This window comes from Stygiolobus azoricus (assembly GCF_009729035.1).
Taxonomy (GTDB): domain Archaea; phylum Thermoproteota; class Thermoprotei_A; order Sulfolobales; family Sulfolobaceae; genus Stygiolobus; species Stygiolobus azoricus.
Genome location: NZ_CP045483.1, coordinates 672,074 through 686,995, shown reverse-complemented (window position 1 = coordinate 686,995; position 14,922 = coordinate 672,074). Strand labels below are relative to the sequence as shown.

Genomic DNA, 14,922 nt, shown 5'->3' with positions numbered 1-14,922 from the left:
TAATATAAAGTAAACTAATATCTATCAAAATTATATCATTGTATTAATAGTAATTAATTACTTTTGATTAACTCTAACGCTTTATTAAACATCGTGCATTATATGCTATCAGATCTCAGGCTAATAGATAACAAATTTGTAGAGTTATTACTAGAAGAGTATTTCCTAGATAATAACTCTGTTGTTAATGACTTCTATATAGTCAAGGTGGCTGAAGATGTAAGAAGAAAGGTCTACAGATTTAAGGTTTGGTTGTTCAGATCTCTTGACAATAAAGTTGACGGTTTCATAGGTTATTTATTCTTTTATAAGACGAAAGTAGTGATTAGATTGCCGGTAGTTAAAGACGTAGATATAAGCGAGGAGTTAATAGATAGGGTGGTAAATCTTTACGAAAAGATCTATCTTAAGAAGAGGATTTATGAATAAGGAAGTCTTTAAGCCACTCTATAGTTTTATCGTCGTTATTATTTTCTAAGAAATTTGTGAATATATTAGTGAAATCTTCTTTTGTCTTAGTCCTTTCAGAAATGTCTTTTAGTGCTCTTATTGCAGTTACTTTAGCAATCTTGTACTTTTTCTCTTCTTTTTCTCTTAATAGTATTACTGAATCGTTATAAAGTATAATGCGTAAATATAGCAATTCATTTTCATCTATCAAGTCATATTCGACTCCGTATACTCCCTCAATTAACTTGCTTCCGTCATCAAAGTTTTTCAATATTTTTCTATAATTATCAAAGCTACCTTTTATGACAATTATTCCTAAAGGTCTAAGATATATTTTTAGGGTTTTTAATATTTCTTCATCTTTACAAATGAATTTCTCGTATTTTATTAAATGTCTTATATCATCCTCAAATACAACCTTTCCTTTGATCAAGTTACTATTAAAGAGGATATCAAGGACTGTTAACGCTTCTTTTTCGCATTCCATATGGCTTATTTTGAATATATCTTTTTAAACCCATTTTACTACCTGACATTGTAAATTTCTTGAAGGTTCAAAAAATAAGGAAAAGGAAAAGTTGTTTTAAGTATCATTCGTTGAATATAAACCAACCTGTATAAAGCTTTATTATTTTCCCGTAAGTATTTTCGAGACGTTCTAATATATCTTCAATGTCTTTATACCTGCTTTCTACTTTTATTCCCGTTAGCTCGGTTCCTTCCTTTACAGCCTTGAATTTTATTCCTCTTTCTTTAAATTCTGCTAGTAATACTGCAGTTATCCATGTCTGTAAGTGGACGAAGTCGTTCTTAGGTAGCTCTAATATCTCAGAGTTCCCTTCTAATTTTTTAAGGGTATTGGTGTTATACTCGTAACTATTATATTCATAATCAAAATATTTCTCGTAAGGAAATAGTCCTATTGCGTTTTTTACTTTTTCCCACTCTTCGCCTATCTCTTTCATATACTTATCTCTTTTTTCAAGACCAATACCGAAGAGTAAGAACACAAGAGATATTGAAGACTTAAGCCCTATGATATTATATTTCTTCTTAATTAAATTAACTACTTCTGAGAGCAGCTCCTCTTCAATCCTTATATAATCGCTTAATCTTAGTAAGTCTCCGTGTATGACTCGTCTATTTTCTATAAGAGATTTTAATTTATTATTCCTACCTTTATCGTCGAGATTTAATACTGCAAAGATTTCTTGGTCTTGAATGTCTCTCTTTATTAGGCACTTACTAATCTGCATCTACAATAATATTAAGTAAGATTTTAGTATTTAATTTTTGCGATTATATTCTACACTAACAATATTTAACTTATCATAGTAAAATTAATATAGCACATATAATTTGCCTTTAATTTCCGGTAATTTCAATACTATTACAGAAAGTTCTCTCCTAACACTCTTAATTTGATTCCTTACGTCACAGTCAAAATCCTCTGGAACAATTACAATTATGTTCTTTACGTCTTTTGGAATACTGAAGTCTATGAATTTCCCCCAGTTAGTTACCAGTGAAATACTCACAACTAGTTCATGAGTTACATTAAATTTCGTGATGAGTTCCCTAACCATGTCATTCTTTATCACTTCTAGTATCTTCATTGCTGTTGTCTTATTACATAAGCAGTTTACACAATATTAAGTATTTTCGATAAATCTTTCATAAAAAATTGTAGCAAAATTTTAATTTGTCTATAAAGTAAAATTAATTAGACGCTGGGATACTGAGCGGTGATTAAAGGACCACCGGACTGATATATGATGTTTTAGGACAAACTCATTTAAATTGAGAACGAGATAGGAGTAACGTGAAGTGTGCGTTCGTATTCAGGCGTGATTTAAGAATATATGACAATACGGGATTGGTTGAAGCTTCTTATGATTGTGATGAAATAATCCCTTTGTTCATAGTTGATCCTAGGCAAATGTTACAGAACAATTACAAGTCGGAGTTTGCGTCATCTTTTATGATAAACTCCTTGATAGAGCTTGACGCAGAGTTGAGGACTAAATGGGATGCAAAATTAAACGTGTTCTTTGGTAATGCCGAAGAGGTTATAAAGAAGTTAGACGTAAACGCAATCTACGTGAATGAGGATTACACGCCTTTTGCTATTCAGAGAGACGAAAAAATGAGAGAAAACGCTTTGTCTAAAGGGATAAGGTTTCTATCATTTACCGATGTGTTATTATCTCCTAAAGAATTAAAGCCAACTAGGAGTTTTTCAGCATTTTATAAAAAGGCATTACAGTATAAGGTTAGAGAGCCTAGGGATGTTAGGGATGGAGTTAATTTTATCAGCATAAAAGACAGCATGGGTGTGGACTTTTTGAAATCTTTCATAAAAGTTGAGTCCCCACTACTTAAAGGGGGTAGGTCTGAAGGTTTAAAATTACTTGAGAGAAAGGTGGATTTTAAAAGGAGGGATTATCCTGCGGAGAAGAACTACACTATGCTGTCCCCCCATTTGAAGTTCGGAACTTTGTCTATTAGGGAAACTTATTACAAGAAGAGGGATGATTCTGGGTTTATAAGGGAGCTATATTGGAGGGATTTTTACACGCTCTTAGCTTATTATAACCCCTATGTTTTCGGACACTGTTACAGAAGGGAATTTGATTCGATAAATTGGGAGAATAATGAAGAGTATTTTGAAGCTTGGAAACAAGGTAGAACCGGTTATCCAATAGTCGATGCTGCTATGAGGGCTTTAAATAATTCTGGCTTTATCAACGGTAGACTTAGAATGATAGTTGCATTCTTCTTAACGAAGGTATTGTTTGTAGATTGGCGGTGGGGAGAGAAGTATTTTGCAACTAAACTCATCGATTATGACCCAGCGATTAACAACGGGAATTGGCAATGGGTAGCGTCTACCGGAACGGATTATATCTTCAGGGTTTTCGACCCATGGAAACAACAAGAAAAGTTTGATCCCGAAGCAAAGTTCATAAAGGAGTGGGTGGAGGAATTAAGGGATTATCCCCCTTCGGTTATACATAAGATATATGAGCATAATATACCTGCTTATCCTAAACCTATTGTTGACTGGAGGGAAAGAGTAGAGTTTGTAAAAAGAGTTTTTAGTTTTGAGCAATAGTGTAATTTATGGAAAAACCTGCGAATATGAAACTTTTTATTTCTAGTCTTATTTCGTTGCCAATCATCGTGACTTATGGTTTGATATTTAAGGATGTTTACGTAGTCCCAGGAATAATAGCATTAGTGCTCAGTCTTAGAACTGCCTACGAAAGAAAATTCTCGAAATATACGATTTTGGCATCAGCAATTTCAAGCTTTGTCAGTTTTCCCAGTCCTTTACTTTTAGTCTCTATTTTGGTAGTAGTTTACGCTTTTTATGAATATTATTCCGGTTCTCTAATAGCTGGGATAATTGAGATTATCCTAATAGCAATATCAACTTTATACGCTGTTATTCCTCCCTATACGGTTCCGTTTTACATTATAGGTCTTGTGACTTCTTTACCATTGACTTATGTGACCGTTATGAGTTTGAGGGCATATAAAGGTAAGGACTTCACAATTGTAACGTTTAATGCTAATGGCTTGCCTAAAGGTCTATCTTGGTTTGTAGAACTCAACGGTAGTGTAATTCCTGCATCCGATTCGGAGATAAACATAATCAGTGAGGGAGGCTCTTGGATCACATGCCCCGTAAAAGACGGTAACGAGTATTATGCTCCGTTAAATTACAAGGGTTTTGTAAGGGCTGGAGACTCTGTCGAAATTGTATTCAACAAAGTTACAGATGTGAATACTTTGAATAAATATGAAGAATGTGTGATCGCCTTCGTTCCGATAAACTTACCTAAGGAGTTAAACTTCTCTATCTTAGTAAACGGCCATAAGTATACCGGAAGGGAGAGGATTATTGTCCCGGTCTTTGACCAAGCGTTTGTTAAATGGGAAGTGGACAAAATAGTCTACGGTGACGTGGTCTTTGAACCTAAACAGAGATCTGGCACAGCTACTAGAGGCTCTGTTGTAGGTATAGAATTTGAACCGAAGATAGCTAAGAGGTCATTAGACATTAAAAATTGGGATCCTAAAGCGTGGGTAGGCTCAAAGCTTTATGGTTATAGTGTAGTAGACACGGTTAGCGAAGGCGGTAGTAGTTACGTCGTAAAGGCTGAAAAGGACGGAAAGTATTATGCCGTAAAAATACTTAAGCCGAATTTTTCGAGGTCTCAAACTGTAGCGATTAGGGAGTTCACGGACTTGTTCAAAGAGTCCAATAACCTAGTTAAGTTAAGTAATAATAGTCCCTACCTCGTTAAGATCTCAGGGATCTTCGCAGATGTTAACCAAATAGGATCGGTTCTAAGGGGCGATGCTGAGACTTATTTGAAATACCCTCCTGCTATTGTTATGGAGTTTATGGAAGGAGGGACTGCTAAAGAGCTTTTTCAAATTTATTTTTCTAACTCCAAGGAGTGGTACGAGATCGTTAGGTTTGTCTTAAAGTATTCAGCAATAGCATTAGACTATATACACTCTGAAGGATACGTTCACTTAGATGTGAAACCTCAGAACATATTCTTGTCAGAAAAGATTGGCGGAACTTTAGATGATATAGTAAGAGCGTTGAGTTCTGGTAAAGTCTTAGTAAAACTAGGTGATTTAGGTTCTGCTGTGAGAATAGGAGAAAAGTTCTTTCAAGCTACACCTGCATACTGTTCTCCAGAGCAGTTAGAGTATGCTATATTAGGCTTAGGTGCTAAGGTAGAATTTGATATTTTCAGTTTAGGAATGACCACATATTATATGCTTACGGGTAGAGAGTCGCCCGTTAGTAGCTACTTAGATGAGGCAATAGACCTTTATAATAACAATGATGTAGGTAGTGCATTGAAATATATCGACAAAGCTAAAACCGTTCTAAAATCTTGGAATATAGATCTTCCATCTAACGTACCATCTAATTTAAGAAATTTTGTAGAAAGCTCTATAAAATATAATGTAAATAGTTTGTTAAATCTAATTAAAAATCTATGATTTACACGGTTTTAATATATTTTAATTTTAGTGAAAATAAGTTTTATTAACGTAAATATAATTAAGCAAGAAACATTATTGATTAAATAGGATATAAATAGATCCTAAAGGGTAAATAAGTATAATGGGCGTAAATTATACTCAATGTCGTTTTATATAAATATAAAAAAAGAAATTAAGAGTAATATAATAGGATTAAATAAGTTTGTGAAAACGAAAAAATTCTACGAGGTAAACCAGTTTGAGTGAAAATTTAATATTACTATTAGGACTCACAACATTTACATTAGCTAATGGTGTAATTATATATAATGTTAGCAAGAAATTAAAAAGGCATGCAAATTACTTATTAGGAGAAGGAAAAAGAAAGCTAATCTTAAAGTTCTTGGAAGAAGGAGTAGAATTTTTCTCTCAAAGTAGTCTATCAGAATTACTGGAAGAAATACTGATAGCTAGTAAAGTAGAAAAAGAAATAAAGCTAGATAATATACAGAAAGAAATAGTAGATAAAGCTAAAGTTATGAATGAAGAGATAAAGAAAATATACAATTTATCGAGGTTAATGATTAAGATAGATAACATAGCAAAAGAGCTTTCGATCTTTTCTGAACAATTGAGAATCATTTCTATTTTGTTATTCTCTTTATCATTAGTAGATTTTATCTTAAACTTATATCCAGAGTTTGATAGTTATAATATTGACATTCTCTCATGCACAATAGGAAGTGACCTTCTGGCTATCTTTTATTTAATATTACTGAATTGGTTTTATATGAGAAGACAATTGAAGAAAAGCTGTAAGGAGTTAGAGATTTAGACTGATTTTATGTATCTTATACTTTCTTACACCTTCGGAGAATTTTTAATAATATGGTGTTTTTATTCATTGTATGGTTAAATATTGTCCTAGATGTGGATATCCAAATAACGACGAGTTCTTGTATTGCGTCAGATGTGGTAATCCTCTTGTAATTTTTCCGCAGCAAAACACATCAACCACTATGAAATTTGACAATTCTTCTTCTCAGACCGTAAACTTTTCCTCTCTAATTCAATGTCCTAAATGCGGTACTCTAAATGTTCCTCATGCTAACTTTTGCAAGAAGTGTGGATTTCCTCTAAAGCAACCACAACAAGCGCAGAGCCAATCACCTCAACAACCGACAATATCTTATTCACAACAAACCCTCCCTCAGGCACCTCCCCCAACTCTGCCAGTAAATACTCAAGACCCTGCTTCATACCAAGAGAGTGTAAAAACTACTAAGAACAAGAGGAAAAAGGTCGTTAAGGCAATAATAGCTGATGTAGCTTTCGTATCAATAGCGCTATTACTCCTTTCAGTTGTGTTACCGTATTTCTTCGATATAATTTTACTTCCTCCTCTTTATATACCTCCTCCTGCAAAGTCCGTGCATAATTTTAATGTTTTCCAGTTAGATAGCGTGCTTGGAGCTTCAGGCTGGTCAATGTTCATGAATACCACTAATTTACCTACTATATATTACTATGTCTTTGGTCATCATATATCGTCAGTACAAGGGGTAATTTCAGGTAGTTTAGTTGGATATAGTAACTCTGAAGTTTATGTTTATTCTATCTACCTTAATGCGTCTACTAACCAGGCCGCACAAGATATTGTAGCTTATATAATATCTAACGGACTTTATTATTCTTCTTCTAACACGTCAAAGTTCACTACCTTGGTTAATGGTTACACTGTTTATATAGCAAGGGGTGGGGATGTATTAGTTGGTGTTACTGCTTTCGGAAATTGGGTAGTAATGGTTCTAATATATTCTTCCTCTCCTTCAATTACATTGGACTATTCTAACTCGCAATTGGCCTCTTTAATCGCTGATATGGAAGTAACTAATACTCTGTAAACTGTGTCCTCATATTTCTTGATTGTTATATAGAATAACATTTTTCAAAATTAGTTTGCAATGAGACATAGAGTAAGCTAATACCAGCTTTGAATTGTTATTTACTGTAGAGGACTGACATTAGGTAGATGATCATTTAAACCATAGAATTGATGAAAATGTTTATCTTCTTTATCAATTTTTGTACTATCTTCTTCTTACTTAAATATTTGAATAAATCTCCACTAACTCTCTGAACAAAAACGCGCTTGGTCTTGGCCTAAAGTCTAGCCCATACAGTCCGAACTCCATTTCATAGCCAAAGTTCCATTCGTAATTATCTATTATAGACCAGTACATGTAAGCCTCTACTTTAACGCCGGAATTTTTTATTGCCTCTAGATGTTGAAAGAGGAAGTTTGGTCTTAGTACATCCTTAGAATCGGCTATTCCGTTTTCGGTAATATATATAGGTTTGTCAAATCGTCGACTTACTTTTCTTAGTACTTCTTCTAAACCTTTAGGATATAATTCCCATCCATAATCCGAGGTCGGATTACCGTCTAGGGAAGTTGAGTTAGGTTGGCAAAATACACCATATCCCTTCTTGGGGCTTCCGTTTTTATCATAGACTATTCTTGAGTAGTAATTCACTCCTATCCAATCCACTTTTACCTTCTCTAGGAAGGAATAAACAGCTTCTTCCATTTTGTCGTTTCCCTGAACATATGGAAAGTTGTAGACAAGTCCTACTTTTAAGCCCTTAAATTCATCATATACTAAGTTATGAGCTGTTATAACGTTTAATAACGCTTTCTGATAGGCAATTTTGCTAGTTATACCCGGAGGGAATATTCCGCTAAGATAAGAGAAGTTAATCAGTATATTGGGTTCGTTAAAAGTGCACCACAAATCAACATATTCTGAATAAGTGTCACGGATAAACTTTGCAAAGGACACGAATTTTCCTACTGTGTTCTCGTCATACCAACCCAGTTTTCCTTTGGTAAGAAGATAGTCACGTGCGATAATAGGCTGATGTATCCATAAAGGGAGGTCGAAGTGATTTAAGCAAAGAATGATTGTAAACCCCTTGTCTTTTAAGTCTTTCAAGACTTCCTTGTATTTATTGACGGTTTCATTATCTATTTTCTCTTCTGTTTTAAAAAGCCTACTCCAGCTCGGGTTGAACCTCCAAACGCTTGCATTAAGTTTTGAGGCTAAATCGTGTATAACGGAGTACTTTGATAAGTAAGCATTCATATAAGGTAAGTAGGGAACTACTTTACCAGTGGATATATTAACGTCGTCAGTTAACCACTCGTACCAGTCTGAATTTGTGTTAGTCTCTTCAAATTGAAAAGCTGAGGTAGAAAATCCGAATTTCATAAATTATAAAAACAACGTCCATTATATTTAATGTTTTAAAATTACTCGACTAGAGTTAAGGAAGACGGTAGAAATTTTCTATTTAATAATGTTCTCAGTTCGGGTATTTTACCATCACTTAATTTTTTATGACGAGTAAAAGTATTATCTACTATGCCCTACTATAATAGAAGACTGATTAAGGCGTCCATAGTCAGTATTTTCACCCCTATAATATTACTCTTGCTTTTCCAATCGTTTTCTCTTCTATATGTTACTTTGTTATTAATAATAACTTCATTGATTTCTATATTAGCATCTTTCAATCGTAATCTAACGTATATAGCATTTATCCTATCATTTTCTGCATCATTTGTCTTAATTATTTCATCGGGGAACACGAGCATTTTAGGGATTCCCTTTCTGTCTTTAATACTTGCAGTAGTATTAGGTTTTCCTGGTTTAGTGATACCATGCGCGTGGGAAGTTATTACTATTGCCTCAGCCCTAGTGACTTACGAGTTATCCTCTTATGAACCGTTGACTAGAGATTTCACATTACTATTACTATCGTCTACGTTTACTACTTTAGCCTTTGCAAATATAATCGCAGCTACCGGTAAAGGCTATCCTATAGTAATTTCGCAAAAGGGTATACCTGATGGTTTTCAGTGGGAGATAGAGATTAACGGTGTTGTGAGAAAAGTCACCGGACGAAAGCTGGTTTTGAACGAGAAAAGGGTAGAGTTTCATCTTTGTCCCTCCTTCGTACAAGGTATATACTATTTGCCAGACAAGATAAGTGGGAACTTGAAAGAGGGGAGAAAGATTGAGATTAATTTCGTCACCAGCAATACAATACCATATGATAAGTATCCTCATTGTTTTGCTACTTTTTTAGTAACGGGTCTTCCTTCTAATATCCAGTGGAGTGTTCAAGTAGGAGGGTATGATTACGTTTCGAGTAGTTCAGCGTCTCCTATCTTAGTCCCTATATTGGGTTCAAAAAACGCTCCGTGGAAAGCGAAAGAGATCAGGATAGGTGAAGTAGTTTTTAAACCTAATGTAGAAAGTGGAATAGTAAACAGAGGAGAAAAGATTATTATAACATACACAAGCGTTGTAGAGCCTAAGAAGCCCCTTATATTGCCTCCTTTGGATAAGTGGGATCCAAGGATTTGGGTTGGTAATGATCTTTATGGTTATAATGTTATTTCAGTCCTTGGGGTAGGGGGGAATGGGTACGTTCTAAAGGCTGAAAAGGATGGAATAAACTATGCTATAAAAGTATTAAGTATGAGAAATGAGCCTTTGCAAACAAGAGCGCTAAGTTTCTCATCTTTTGATGACTTATTTCGTGAGTCGGAGAACCTCAAAGAGTTGTCTAAGAACCCACGGTTTGTGAGGATTTATGGCATATATGTTGATATAAATAACATTACATCAGCCTTAAGGGGGAATAGTGAAGCCTACTTCAAATATCCACCTGCAATAATTATGGAATTTATGGAGGGTGGTACTGCCGCAGATCTAATAAAGACTCAACTGGTTAATCACCCGCAATGGCCCATAATTGTTAAGTTAATTATTAGGGAAATTGCTATGGCTTTGAGCTTTTTGCACAAAAACGGGTACGTTCACTTAGACGTCAAGCCTCAAAATATATTTTTCGCAAAAAAGGTTGGGAATCAAGTGGATGAGGTCTTGAGGAATCTAAACTTAGTAGGTAACGTGAAGTTAGGTGATTTAGGGTCTGCAGTAAAAGCTGGGCAAAAGTTCAACCAAGCAACTCCCGCTTATAGCCCTCCAGAGCAATTAGAAGCGATAGTATTGGGAAAAGGGGCGAATCCGTCTATGGACGTATTTTCCTTAGGGATTACAGCTTACTATCTCCTGACACTACATAACGATAACCCTGCAATTCCCTATCTTAATAAAGCCTCTGATCTGTTTATCAGTGGTAGAATAAACGAGGCATTGGGTTACATTAACCAAGCTAAGGTTGTTTTAGCCTCTTGGCGCCCTCAATTGCCTCCTAATACTCCTCAAGAGCTTGTTAACGTTATTTACGGTTGTATAACTACCGATTTCATGAAGAGGTATACAAGTGAACAAGTCGCTTATCTTCTCTCTAAATGATTTAAACATATATGATTCTACATACTTTTATGGAAACAGATGTAATAGTAATAGGAGCAGGTGGTGGAGGATATCCGGGTGCATTCAGACTAGCAAGATCTGGGTACAAAGTAGTAATCATAGATCCTAAAGGAGAACTGGGGGGTAACTGCCTTTTTTCAGGGTGTATCCCATCAAAGACTGTTAGAGAAATAGCACAGATGGTCTGGAGAAATAACCGGATTCTAAAATCTAATTTAAAACCGGATTTCTCCGTAATTCAAGATCACAAGGATCGTGTTCAGGAAATAAGGTATATGCAGCATAGAGAGGAATTAAAGGAATTCAGAGACAATATAGAGCTGATAAGAGGAAAGGCAAAGTTAATAGATAATAAGACAGTAGAAGTCGAAATCGAGAATGGAATAATTGAGGTTAAGGGTAGATACTTAATCATAGCTACTGGAAGTGAGCCTGTAAAACCGAAATTCCCTGGGTCTGAATTTGCAATAACGAGTGACGATCTTTATGGCTATAGAACGCCCTTAAGAAGACTTCCTGACGATATAACAATAGTAGGAGGAGGTTATATTGCACTCGAGACTGCTACTATCCTTAAGGCGTTAGGCTATAACGTTAGACTGCTAGTAAGGAGCGATAAAGTACTCAAGGGTTTCGAAAGCGAATTAGTAAACACGTTATTACCACTATTAGGCTTAGAAATAATGTATAACTCCCCTATCCTAGAAATCAAGAAGATAGGGGAACAAGAGTTTGAGGTCTTCTATAGTGACGGTAAGGGGAATAAGAAGAGTTTAAAAACTGGACTGGTTATGCTTGCTACGGGTAGGAAACCCGTTTTACCCGAGGGTGCTGGAGGAATTCTAGCACTAGATAGTAAAGGTCATATAAGTGTCAACGACTCCATGAAAACAAACTTACCTAACGTCTTTGCAACTGGCGATGTCAATGGAAAGGCTCCATATTTTCACGCCGCTGTAAGGATGTCGATTGCTGCAGCTTATAACATTATGAGTAATAGCACGCCAATGGACTACGTGGACTTCAAGAGTATTCCAGTAACTATCTTTACAATTCCTCCAGCTTCTTACGTAGGCATTATGCCCTCCGAAGCAGAAAGAATGGGAATTAGCTTCATTGAGGCTTCTTACGAGTTAAAGAATGATCCTATGGCACAAATATATGACGAGATGGGTGGAGTTTTAAAACTGTACTTTGAACGTGGTAGTTTGAGGCTAATAGGGGCTTGGATCGTAGGTGTTCATGCAGGGTTTGTTATTAACGAGTTAGGACAAGCTGTAGCCCACGGATTAACAGCTAGGGATTTAGCTGAATTCGCAGACCAACACCCTACTACGAATGAACTTATAGCATATACTGCAAGAAAAGTTCTATGACTTTTTCTTTTAAAAAACTCTCCTTGAAGCGTAAGAATATCCTATCTCAGATTTAAGACCTTCTTTGTACGCTACATAAGAGATTATATACCCAATGCCCAGTGCTATAGCTAGAATTGCTATTACGTCTATAATTGAAAAGTCACTGGAATCTACTGCTCTCCTTATGCTTTTCCAGGCTGAAAAGAAGCCCGTGATATATTCCCATGCATCTGCTATAGTTGCAAAGGCATTATAAACACTTATTATTCCAGCAGTCCAACTTCTTCCCTTCACTGTGGCTACGATGCTTAGAGTTGTAGCTATTACTCCCCACATTACTATCGCTAGTCCGAAAAATAGGAAGTCGAATCCTAAAATGAACGTTGTAGTTGATATCGAGATGTAACCTAAGTATGCTAGTATAAATGTGATTATTGTCGCGATTACATAACTTACTGGCAAGAATCCTCCCAAAAAGAATACTAAAGTTCCTAATCCTTTTCTGTAACTAGATATTTTCCCCGCATTATAACTGTTCCATATAGAGATTGCAAAATTGAAGATTAGTATTAATATTCCTATTATTAACCCTATATCCATGAGCAGTCACTCAATATTCTTACTTTAAAAGTTATTCGAATAATTTAAACCTAGTTGAAAATCTTGCAAAAGTTTGTTTATAGGTTACGAGAATTCTTCTAGAGCTTAATAAATATAGGTGTAGAGATATAACACTTATAATAATTACGTAGGGTTCAGTAGTTCGTCATAGAAAGTAAGTTGTTACTAAGTCACTTATGAAAGTTAAAAACTCACATAAGGTACATTAATCAAAATGGCTATCAGGGATGAAATTACGTATGCCAGAATGAGTTACAAGGACTTTATTGTGTCTTATTATAGATTAGAGAAAGGCGAGCTAAGGTTGTCGGCATTCAGGGCGTATAAAGCAGAGAGGAGGCTGTTGTAATCATTAGCTATGCACCATAACCTTCATAGAAAAGATACGAATTGTGCGGTTCCCAAAAAGGAAATGTTGCAAGTATCGAAAAAGTTGGATAAACTCTATCATGGCATATACCAGTTTACGGAGACGGCTCTGTCATTATTTGAACAATATAAGAAGAACAACGTGGATAAAAAGAATATAATACTATTACTGGTCTCGCTAAACTATGAATGGGTTTCACAACACCTCACGAAGGAACAAGTTGATAGAATAAAGATGATTCAGTGTCAAATGATGAAAAGGTTTAAAATGTCGACCTAAACGGGGATTTCGTTAACTTACGAAATAATCCGGTTTTGAAATGAGTTCTTGTTAAGGGATTATCTCACTAAAATATCTTTTTGTCATGTTATAAGTTGTTCGAGGTAGTTATAAGCTGAAGAATGGACAGATATTGGTTTACAGTTATGTTAAAGCTAACGGTTTTAACTAAAGTTAGGACGGATAAATAATAAGTTTGGTTAGAGTAACTAACCCAATAACTTGAATTTCCGACCCAATAGAACGGTCCTTCAGTACCTCTGAAGCCCTGAGCACTCGAATAGATCTCATAAGGGACTTGGTAATTAGGTTGAGTATAATAAGCCTTAATTATAAGTAAGGTGGTTTTGCCACTGTAATTATCTTCATAAAAATACACGAAAGCCTTGGTAAACTCGATGGCATCACGATTATTAAAACTATTTATAAATATTTCTCCTAAATTTGATTTCAGGAAATTATTCATTTCTAAGGTCAATGAAGTCCCATTAGAAAATGTAATTACAAACATGGAGTCTTGTCGAGATACTACAGCACTAACAACTTGAGTCCAGTTACCTTGCGTAATTACGTTAAGTGCACCGGTGTTAATAGACGGTGGAATTGGTACTGAAATAAGCGTCGGAGCTAAGAATAACGTCGATATCATAACTAGAATAGAAATTACGAAAGAGAGTATAATATTTACTGTAGTCTTGTCATTACTTGTTTTATAGCTCATTTTTAATACTATCTAATCGTCTTAGCTCTAACGCTAATAAATGTTAAGTTTCGACAGTATTTTTTCTCCTTGTCGCATTCGGATAAAGTTAATAGATTTGAAAATAGGAAATTCTGATAATGAAGAAAGTATTTCAAGGTGTAAATGTAAACCTTCAAATGTTAGCTGCGCAACTTTTTCAGTGGTTTACCTTAAAAGGATATCAGTCTCAGTATTACGGTGCAGGGAATTACTATATAGTTCAGGCTAAAAAAGAAGGTTTTTTGAGGCATTTGTTTGCTGCGGATAGGGCTTTCACAGTCAAGCTCTTCGGTGGCCAAGGGTACCTTGAAGTAGAAACTGGAGTGGCTAATTGGGTGAAAGCTGAAGACGTTACTGAGGCATTCTTAGGTGACTTAATATTAGGACCTATAGGACTCTTAGTAGAAGCTGGAGAAGGACTGTGGAATATCGAGATAGAGCATGAAATCATGAAAGAGATAGACAGGCTTATAAACAGTGGTGCCGTAAGTGCTATGCCACAGCCTGGCTATCAATACGGATATCAGCCCACAATGCCTTATTATGCTCAACCTTATCCTCAACCCTACCAGGTAAAAGTGTGTCCTTTATGCGGATATCAGAATCCTGCAAACGCTAAGTTCTGTACTAATTGTGGAAGGCAACTATAATTTTTTAAGAAAAATTTGAAATAAAACT

16 protein-coding genes are annotated in these 14,922 nt (G+C 35.3%); 10 read left to right on the top strand and 6 right to left on the bottom strand.

From position 1 onward, the window contains the following. The first annotated feature begins 102 nt into the window (after positions 1-102). Positions 103-429: a hypothetical protein gene (locus tag D1868_RS04075; RefSeq protein WP_156005812.1), complete on the top strand. Its 327-nt coding sequence runs from the start codon at positions 103-105 to the stop codon at positions 427-429. Here the strand turns inward: D1868_RS04075 and D1868_RS04070 are convergent. From D1868_RS04070 to D1868_RS04060, 3 genes are all read right to left on the bottom strand, one after another. Continuing rightward, positions 407-937 carry a hypothetical protein gene (locus D1868_RS04070; protein ID WP_156005810.1) on the bottom strand — a complete coding sequence of 177 codons (531 nt, stop codon included), beginning with the start codon at positions 935-937 and terminating at the stop codon, positions 407-409. The genes D1868_RS04075 and D1868_RS04070 overlap by 23 nt on opposite strands. 103 nt (positions 938-1,040) lie before the next feature. Then, positions 1,041-1,706 carry a hypothetical protein gene (locus D1868_RS04065; RefSeq protein WP_156005808.1) on the bottom strand — a complete coding sequence of 222 codons (666 nt, stop codon included), beginning with the start codon at positions 1,704-1,706 and terminating at the stop codon, positions 1,041-1,043. A gap of 84 nt (positions 1,707-1,790) precedes the next feature. Next, complete coding sequence (locus D1868_RS04060; protein ID WP_156005806.1) at positions 1,791-2,066, bottom strand: DUF4898 domain-containing protein; 276 nt, start codon at positions 2,064-2,066, stop codon at positions 1,791-1,793. A 206-nt stretch (positions 2,067-2,272) separates the two neighbouring features. Between D1868_RS04060 and D1868_RS04055 the strand changes: the two genes are divergently transcribed. The 4 genes from D1868_RS04055 to D1868_RS04040 all read left to right on the top strand — a co-directional run bounded on the left by D1868_RS04055 (position 2,273) and on the right by D1868_RS04040 (position 7,367). After that, complete coding sequence (locus D1868_RS04055) at positions 2,273-3,565, top strand: cryptochrome/photolyase family protein (RefSeq protein WP_156005804.1); 1,293 nt, start codon at positions 2,273-2,275, stop codon at positions 3,563-3,565. Between the two features lie 80 nt (positions 3,566-3,645). Beyond that, the gene (locus tag D1868_RS04050) at positions 3,646-5,481 is read left to right on the top strand and encodes a protein kinase domain-containing protein (protein WP_196770275.1); all 1,836 of its coding nucleotides are present in this window, start codon (positions 3,646-3,648) and stop codon (positions 5,479-5,481) included. A 241-nt stretch (positions 5,482-5,722) separates the two neighbouring features. After that, entirely contained in the window at positions 5,723-6,298 is a 576-nt protein-coding gene (locus D1868_RS04045; protein WP_156005800.1) for a hypothetical protein, read from the top strand. A gap of 73 nt (positions 6,299-6,371) precedes the next feature. Then, positions 6,372-7,367: a zinc ribbon domain-containing protein gene (locus D1868_RS04040; protein WP_156005798.1), complete on the top strand. Its 996-nt coding sequence runs from the start codon at positions 6,372-6,374 to the stop codon at positions 7,365-7,367. Positions 7,368-7,568: 201 nt separating this feature from the next. Here the strand turns inward: D1868_RS04040 and D1868_RS04035 are convergent, their stop codons facing one another. After that, on the bottom strand, positions 7,569-8,735 hold the full coding sequence (locus D1868_RS04035) for a family 1 glycosylhydrolase (RefSeq protein WP_156005796.1): 1,167 nt from the start codon (positions 8,733-8,735) through the stop codon (positions 7,569-7,571). Between the two features lie 153 nt (positions 8,736-8,888). On the opposite strand from D1868_RS04035, the gene D1868_RS04030 reads away from it, so the two are divergent. After that, a complete protein-coding gene (locus D1868_RS04030) occupies positions 8,889-10,853 on the top strand; it encodes a serine/threonine-protein kinase (RefSeq protein WP_156005794.1) in 1,965 nt (654 codons plus the stop codon). Positions 10,854-10,882: 29 nt separating this feature from the next. Further along, a complete protein-coding gene (locus tag D1868_RS04025; RefSeq protein ID WP_156005792.1) occupies positions 10,883-12,250 on the top strand; it encodes a dihydrolipoyl dehydrogenase in 1,368 nt (455 codons plus the stop codon). A 9-nt stretch (positions 12,251-12,259) separates the two neighbouring features. Here D1868_RS04025 and D1868_RS04020 read toward each other — a convergent pair whose 3' ends face one another. Then, the gene (locus D1868_RS04020; RefSeq protein WP_156005790.1) at positions 12,260-12,832 is read right to left on the bottom strand and encodes a hypothetical protein; all 573 of its coding nucleotides are present in this window, start codon (positions 12,830-12,832) and stop codon (positions 12,260-12,262) included. Positions 12,833-13,067: 235 nt separating this feature from the next. Here D1868_RS04020 and D1868_RS11220 point away from each other — a divergent pair, with 235 nt between their 5' ends. Continuing rightward, on the top strand, positions 13,068-13,202 hold the full coding sequence (locus tag D1868_RS11220; protein WP_269194911.1) for a hypothetical protein: 135 nt from the start codon (positions 13,068-13,070) through the stop codon (positions 13,200-13,202). A gap of 63 nt (positions 13,203-13,265) precedes the next feature. Further along, on the top strand, positions 13,266-13,502 hold the full coding sequence (locus D1868_RS11045) for a hypothetical protein (protein WP_231112462.1): 237 nt from the start codon (positions 13,266-13,268) through the stop codon (positions 13,500-13,502). An 88-nt stretch (positions 13,503-13,590) separates the two neighbouring features. Here the strand turns inward: D1868_RS11045 and D1868_RS04010 are convergent, their stop codons facing one another. Next, on the bottom strand, positions 13,591-14,223 hold the full coding sequence (locus D1868_RS04010) for a hypothetical protein (protein WP_156005788.1): 633 nt from the start codon (positions 14,221-14,223) through the stop codon (positions 13,591-13,593). Positions 14,224-14,342: 119 nt separating this feature from the next. Between D1868_RS04010 and D1868_RS04005 the strand changes: the two genes are divergently transcribed. Beyond that, the gene (locus tag D1868_RS04005) at positions 14,343-14,894 is read left to right on the top strand and encodes a zinc ribbon domain-containing protein (protein WP_156005786.1); all 552 of its coding nucleotides are present in this window, start codon (positions 14,343-14,345) and stop codon (positions 14,892-14,894) included. Positions 14,895-14,922 lie beyond the last annotated feature (28 nt).

Coding starts and splice junctions, on each gene's coding strand:
- D1868_RS04075 (WP_156005812.1), top strand. CDS start 103: ATGCTATCAGATCTCAGGCTAATAGATAACAAATTTGTAGAGTTATTA.
- D1868_RS04070 (WP_156005810.1), bottom strand. CDS start 937: ATGGAATGCGAAAAAGAAGCGTTAACAGTCCTTGATATCCTCTTTAAT.
- D1868_RS04065 (WP_156005808.1), bottom strand. CDS start 1,706: ATGCAGATTAGTAAGTGCCTAATAAAGAGAGACATTCAAGACCAAGAA.
- D1868_RS04060 (WP_156005806.1), bottom strand. CDS start 2,066: ATGAAGATACTAGAAGTGATAAAGAATGACATGGTTAGGGAACTCATC.
- D1868_RS04040 (WP_156005798.1), top strand. CDS start 6,372: ATGGTTAAATATTGTCCTAGATGTGGATATCCAAATAACGACGAGTTC.
- D1868_RS04035 (WP_156005796.1), bottom strand. CDS start 8,735: ATGAAATTCGGATTTTCTACCTCAGCTTTTCAATTTGAAGAGACTAAC.
- D1868_RS04030 (WP_156005794.1), top strand. CDS start 8,889: ATGCCCTACTATAATAGAAGACTGATTAAGGCGTCCATAGTCAGTATT.
- D1868_RS04025 (WP_156005792.1), top strand. CDS start 10,883: ATGGAAACAGATGTAATAGTAATAGGAGCAGGTGGTGGAGGATATCCG.
- D1868_RS04020 (WP_156005790.1), bottom strand. CDS start 12,832: ATGGATATAGGGTTAATAATAGGAATATTAATACTAATCTTCAATTTT.
- D1868_RS11220 (WP_269194911.1), top strand. CDS start 13,068: ATGGCTATCAGGGATGAAATTACGTATGCCAGAATGAGTTACAAGGAC.
- D1868_RS11045 (WP_231112462.1), top strand. CDS start 13,266: ATGTTGCAAGTATCGAAAAAGTTGGATAAACTCTATCATGGCATATAC.
- D1868_RS04010 (WP_156005788.1), bottom strand. CDS start 14,223: ATGAGCTATAAAACAAGTAATGACAAGACTACAGTAAATATTATACTC.
- D1868_RS04005 (WP_156005786.1), top strand. CDS start 14,343: ATGAAGAAAGTATTTCAAGGTGTAAATGTAAACCTTCAAATGTTAGCT.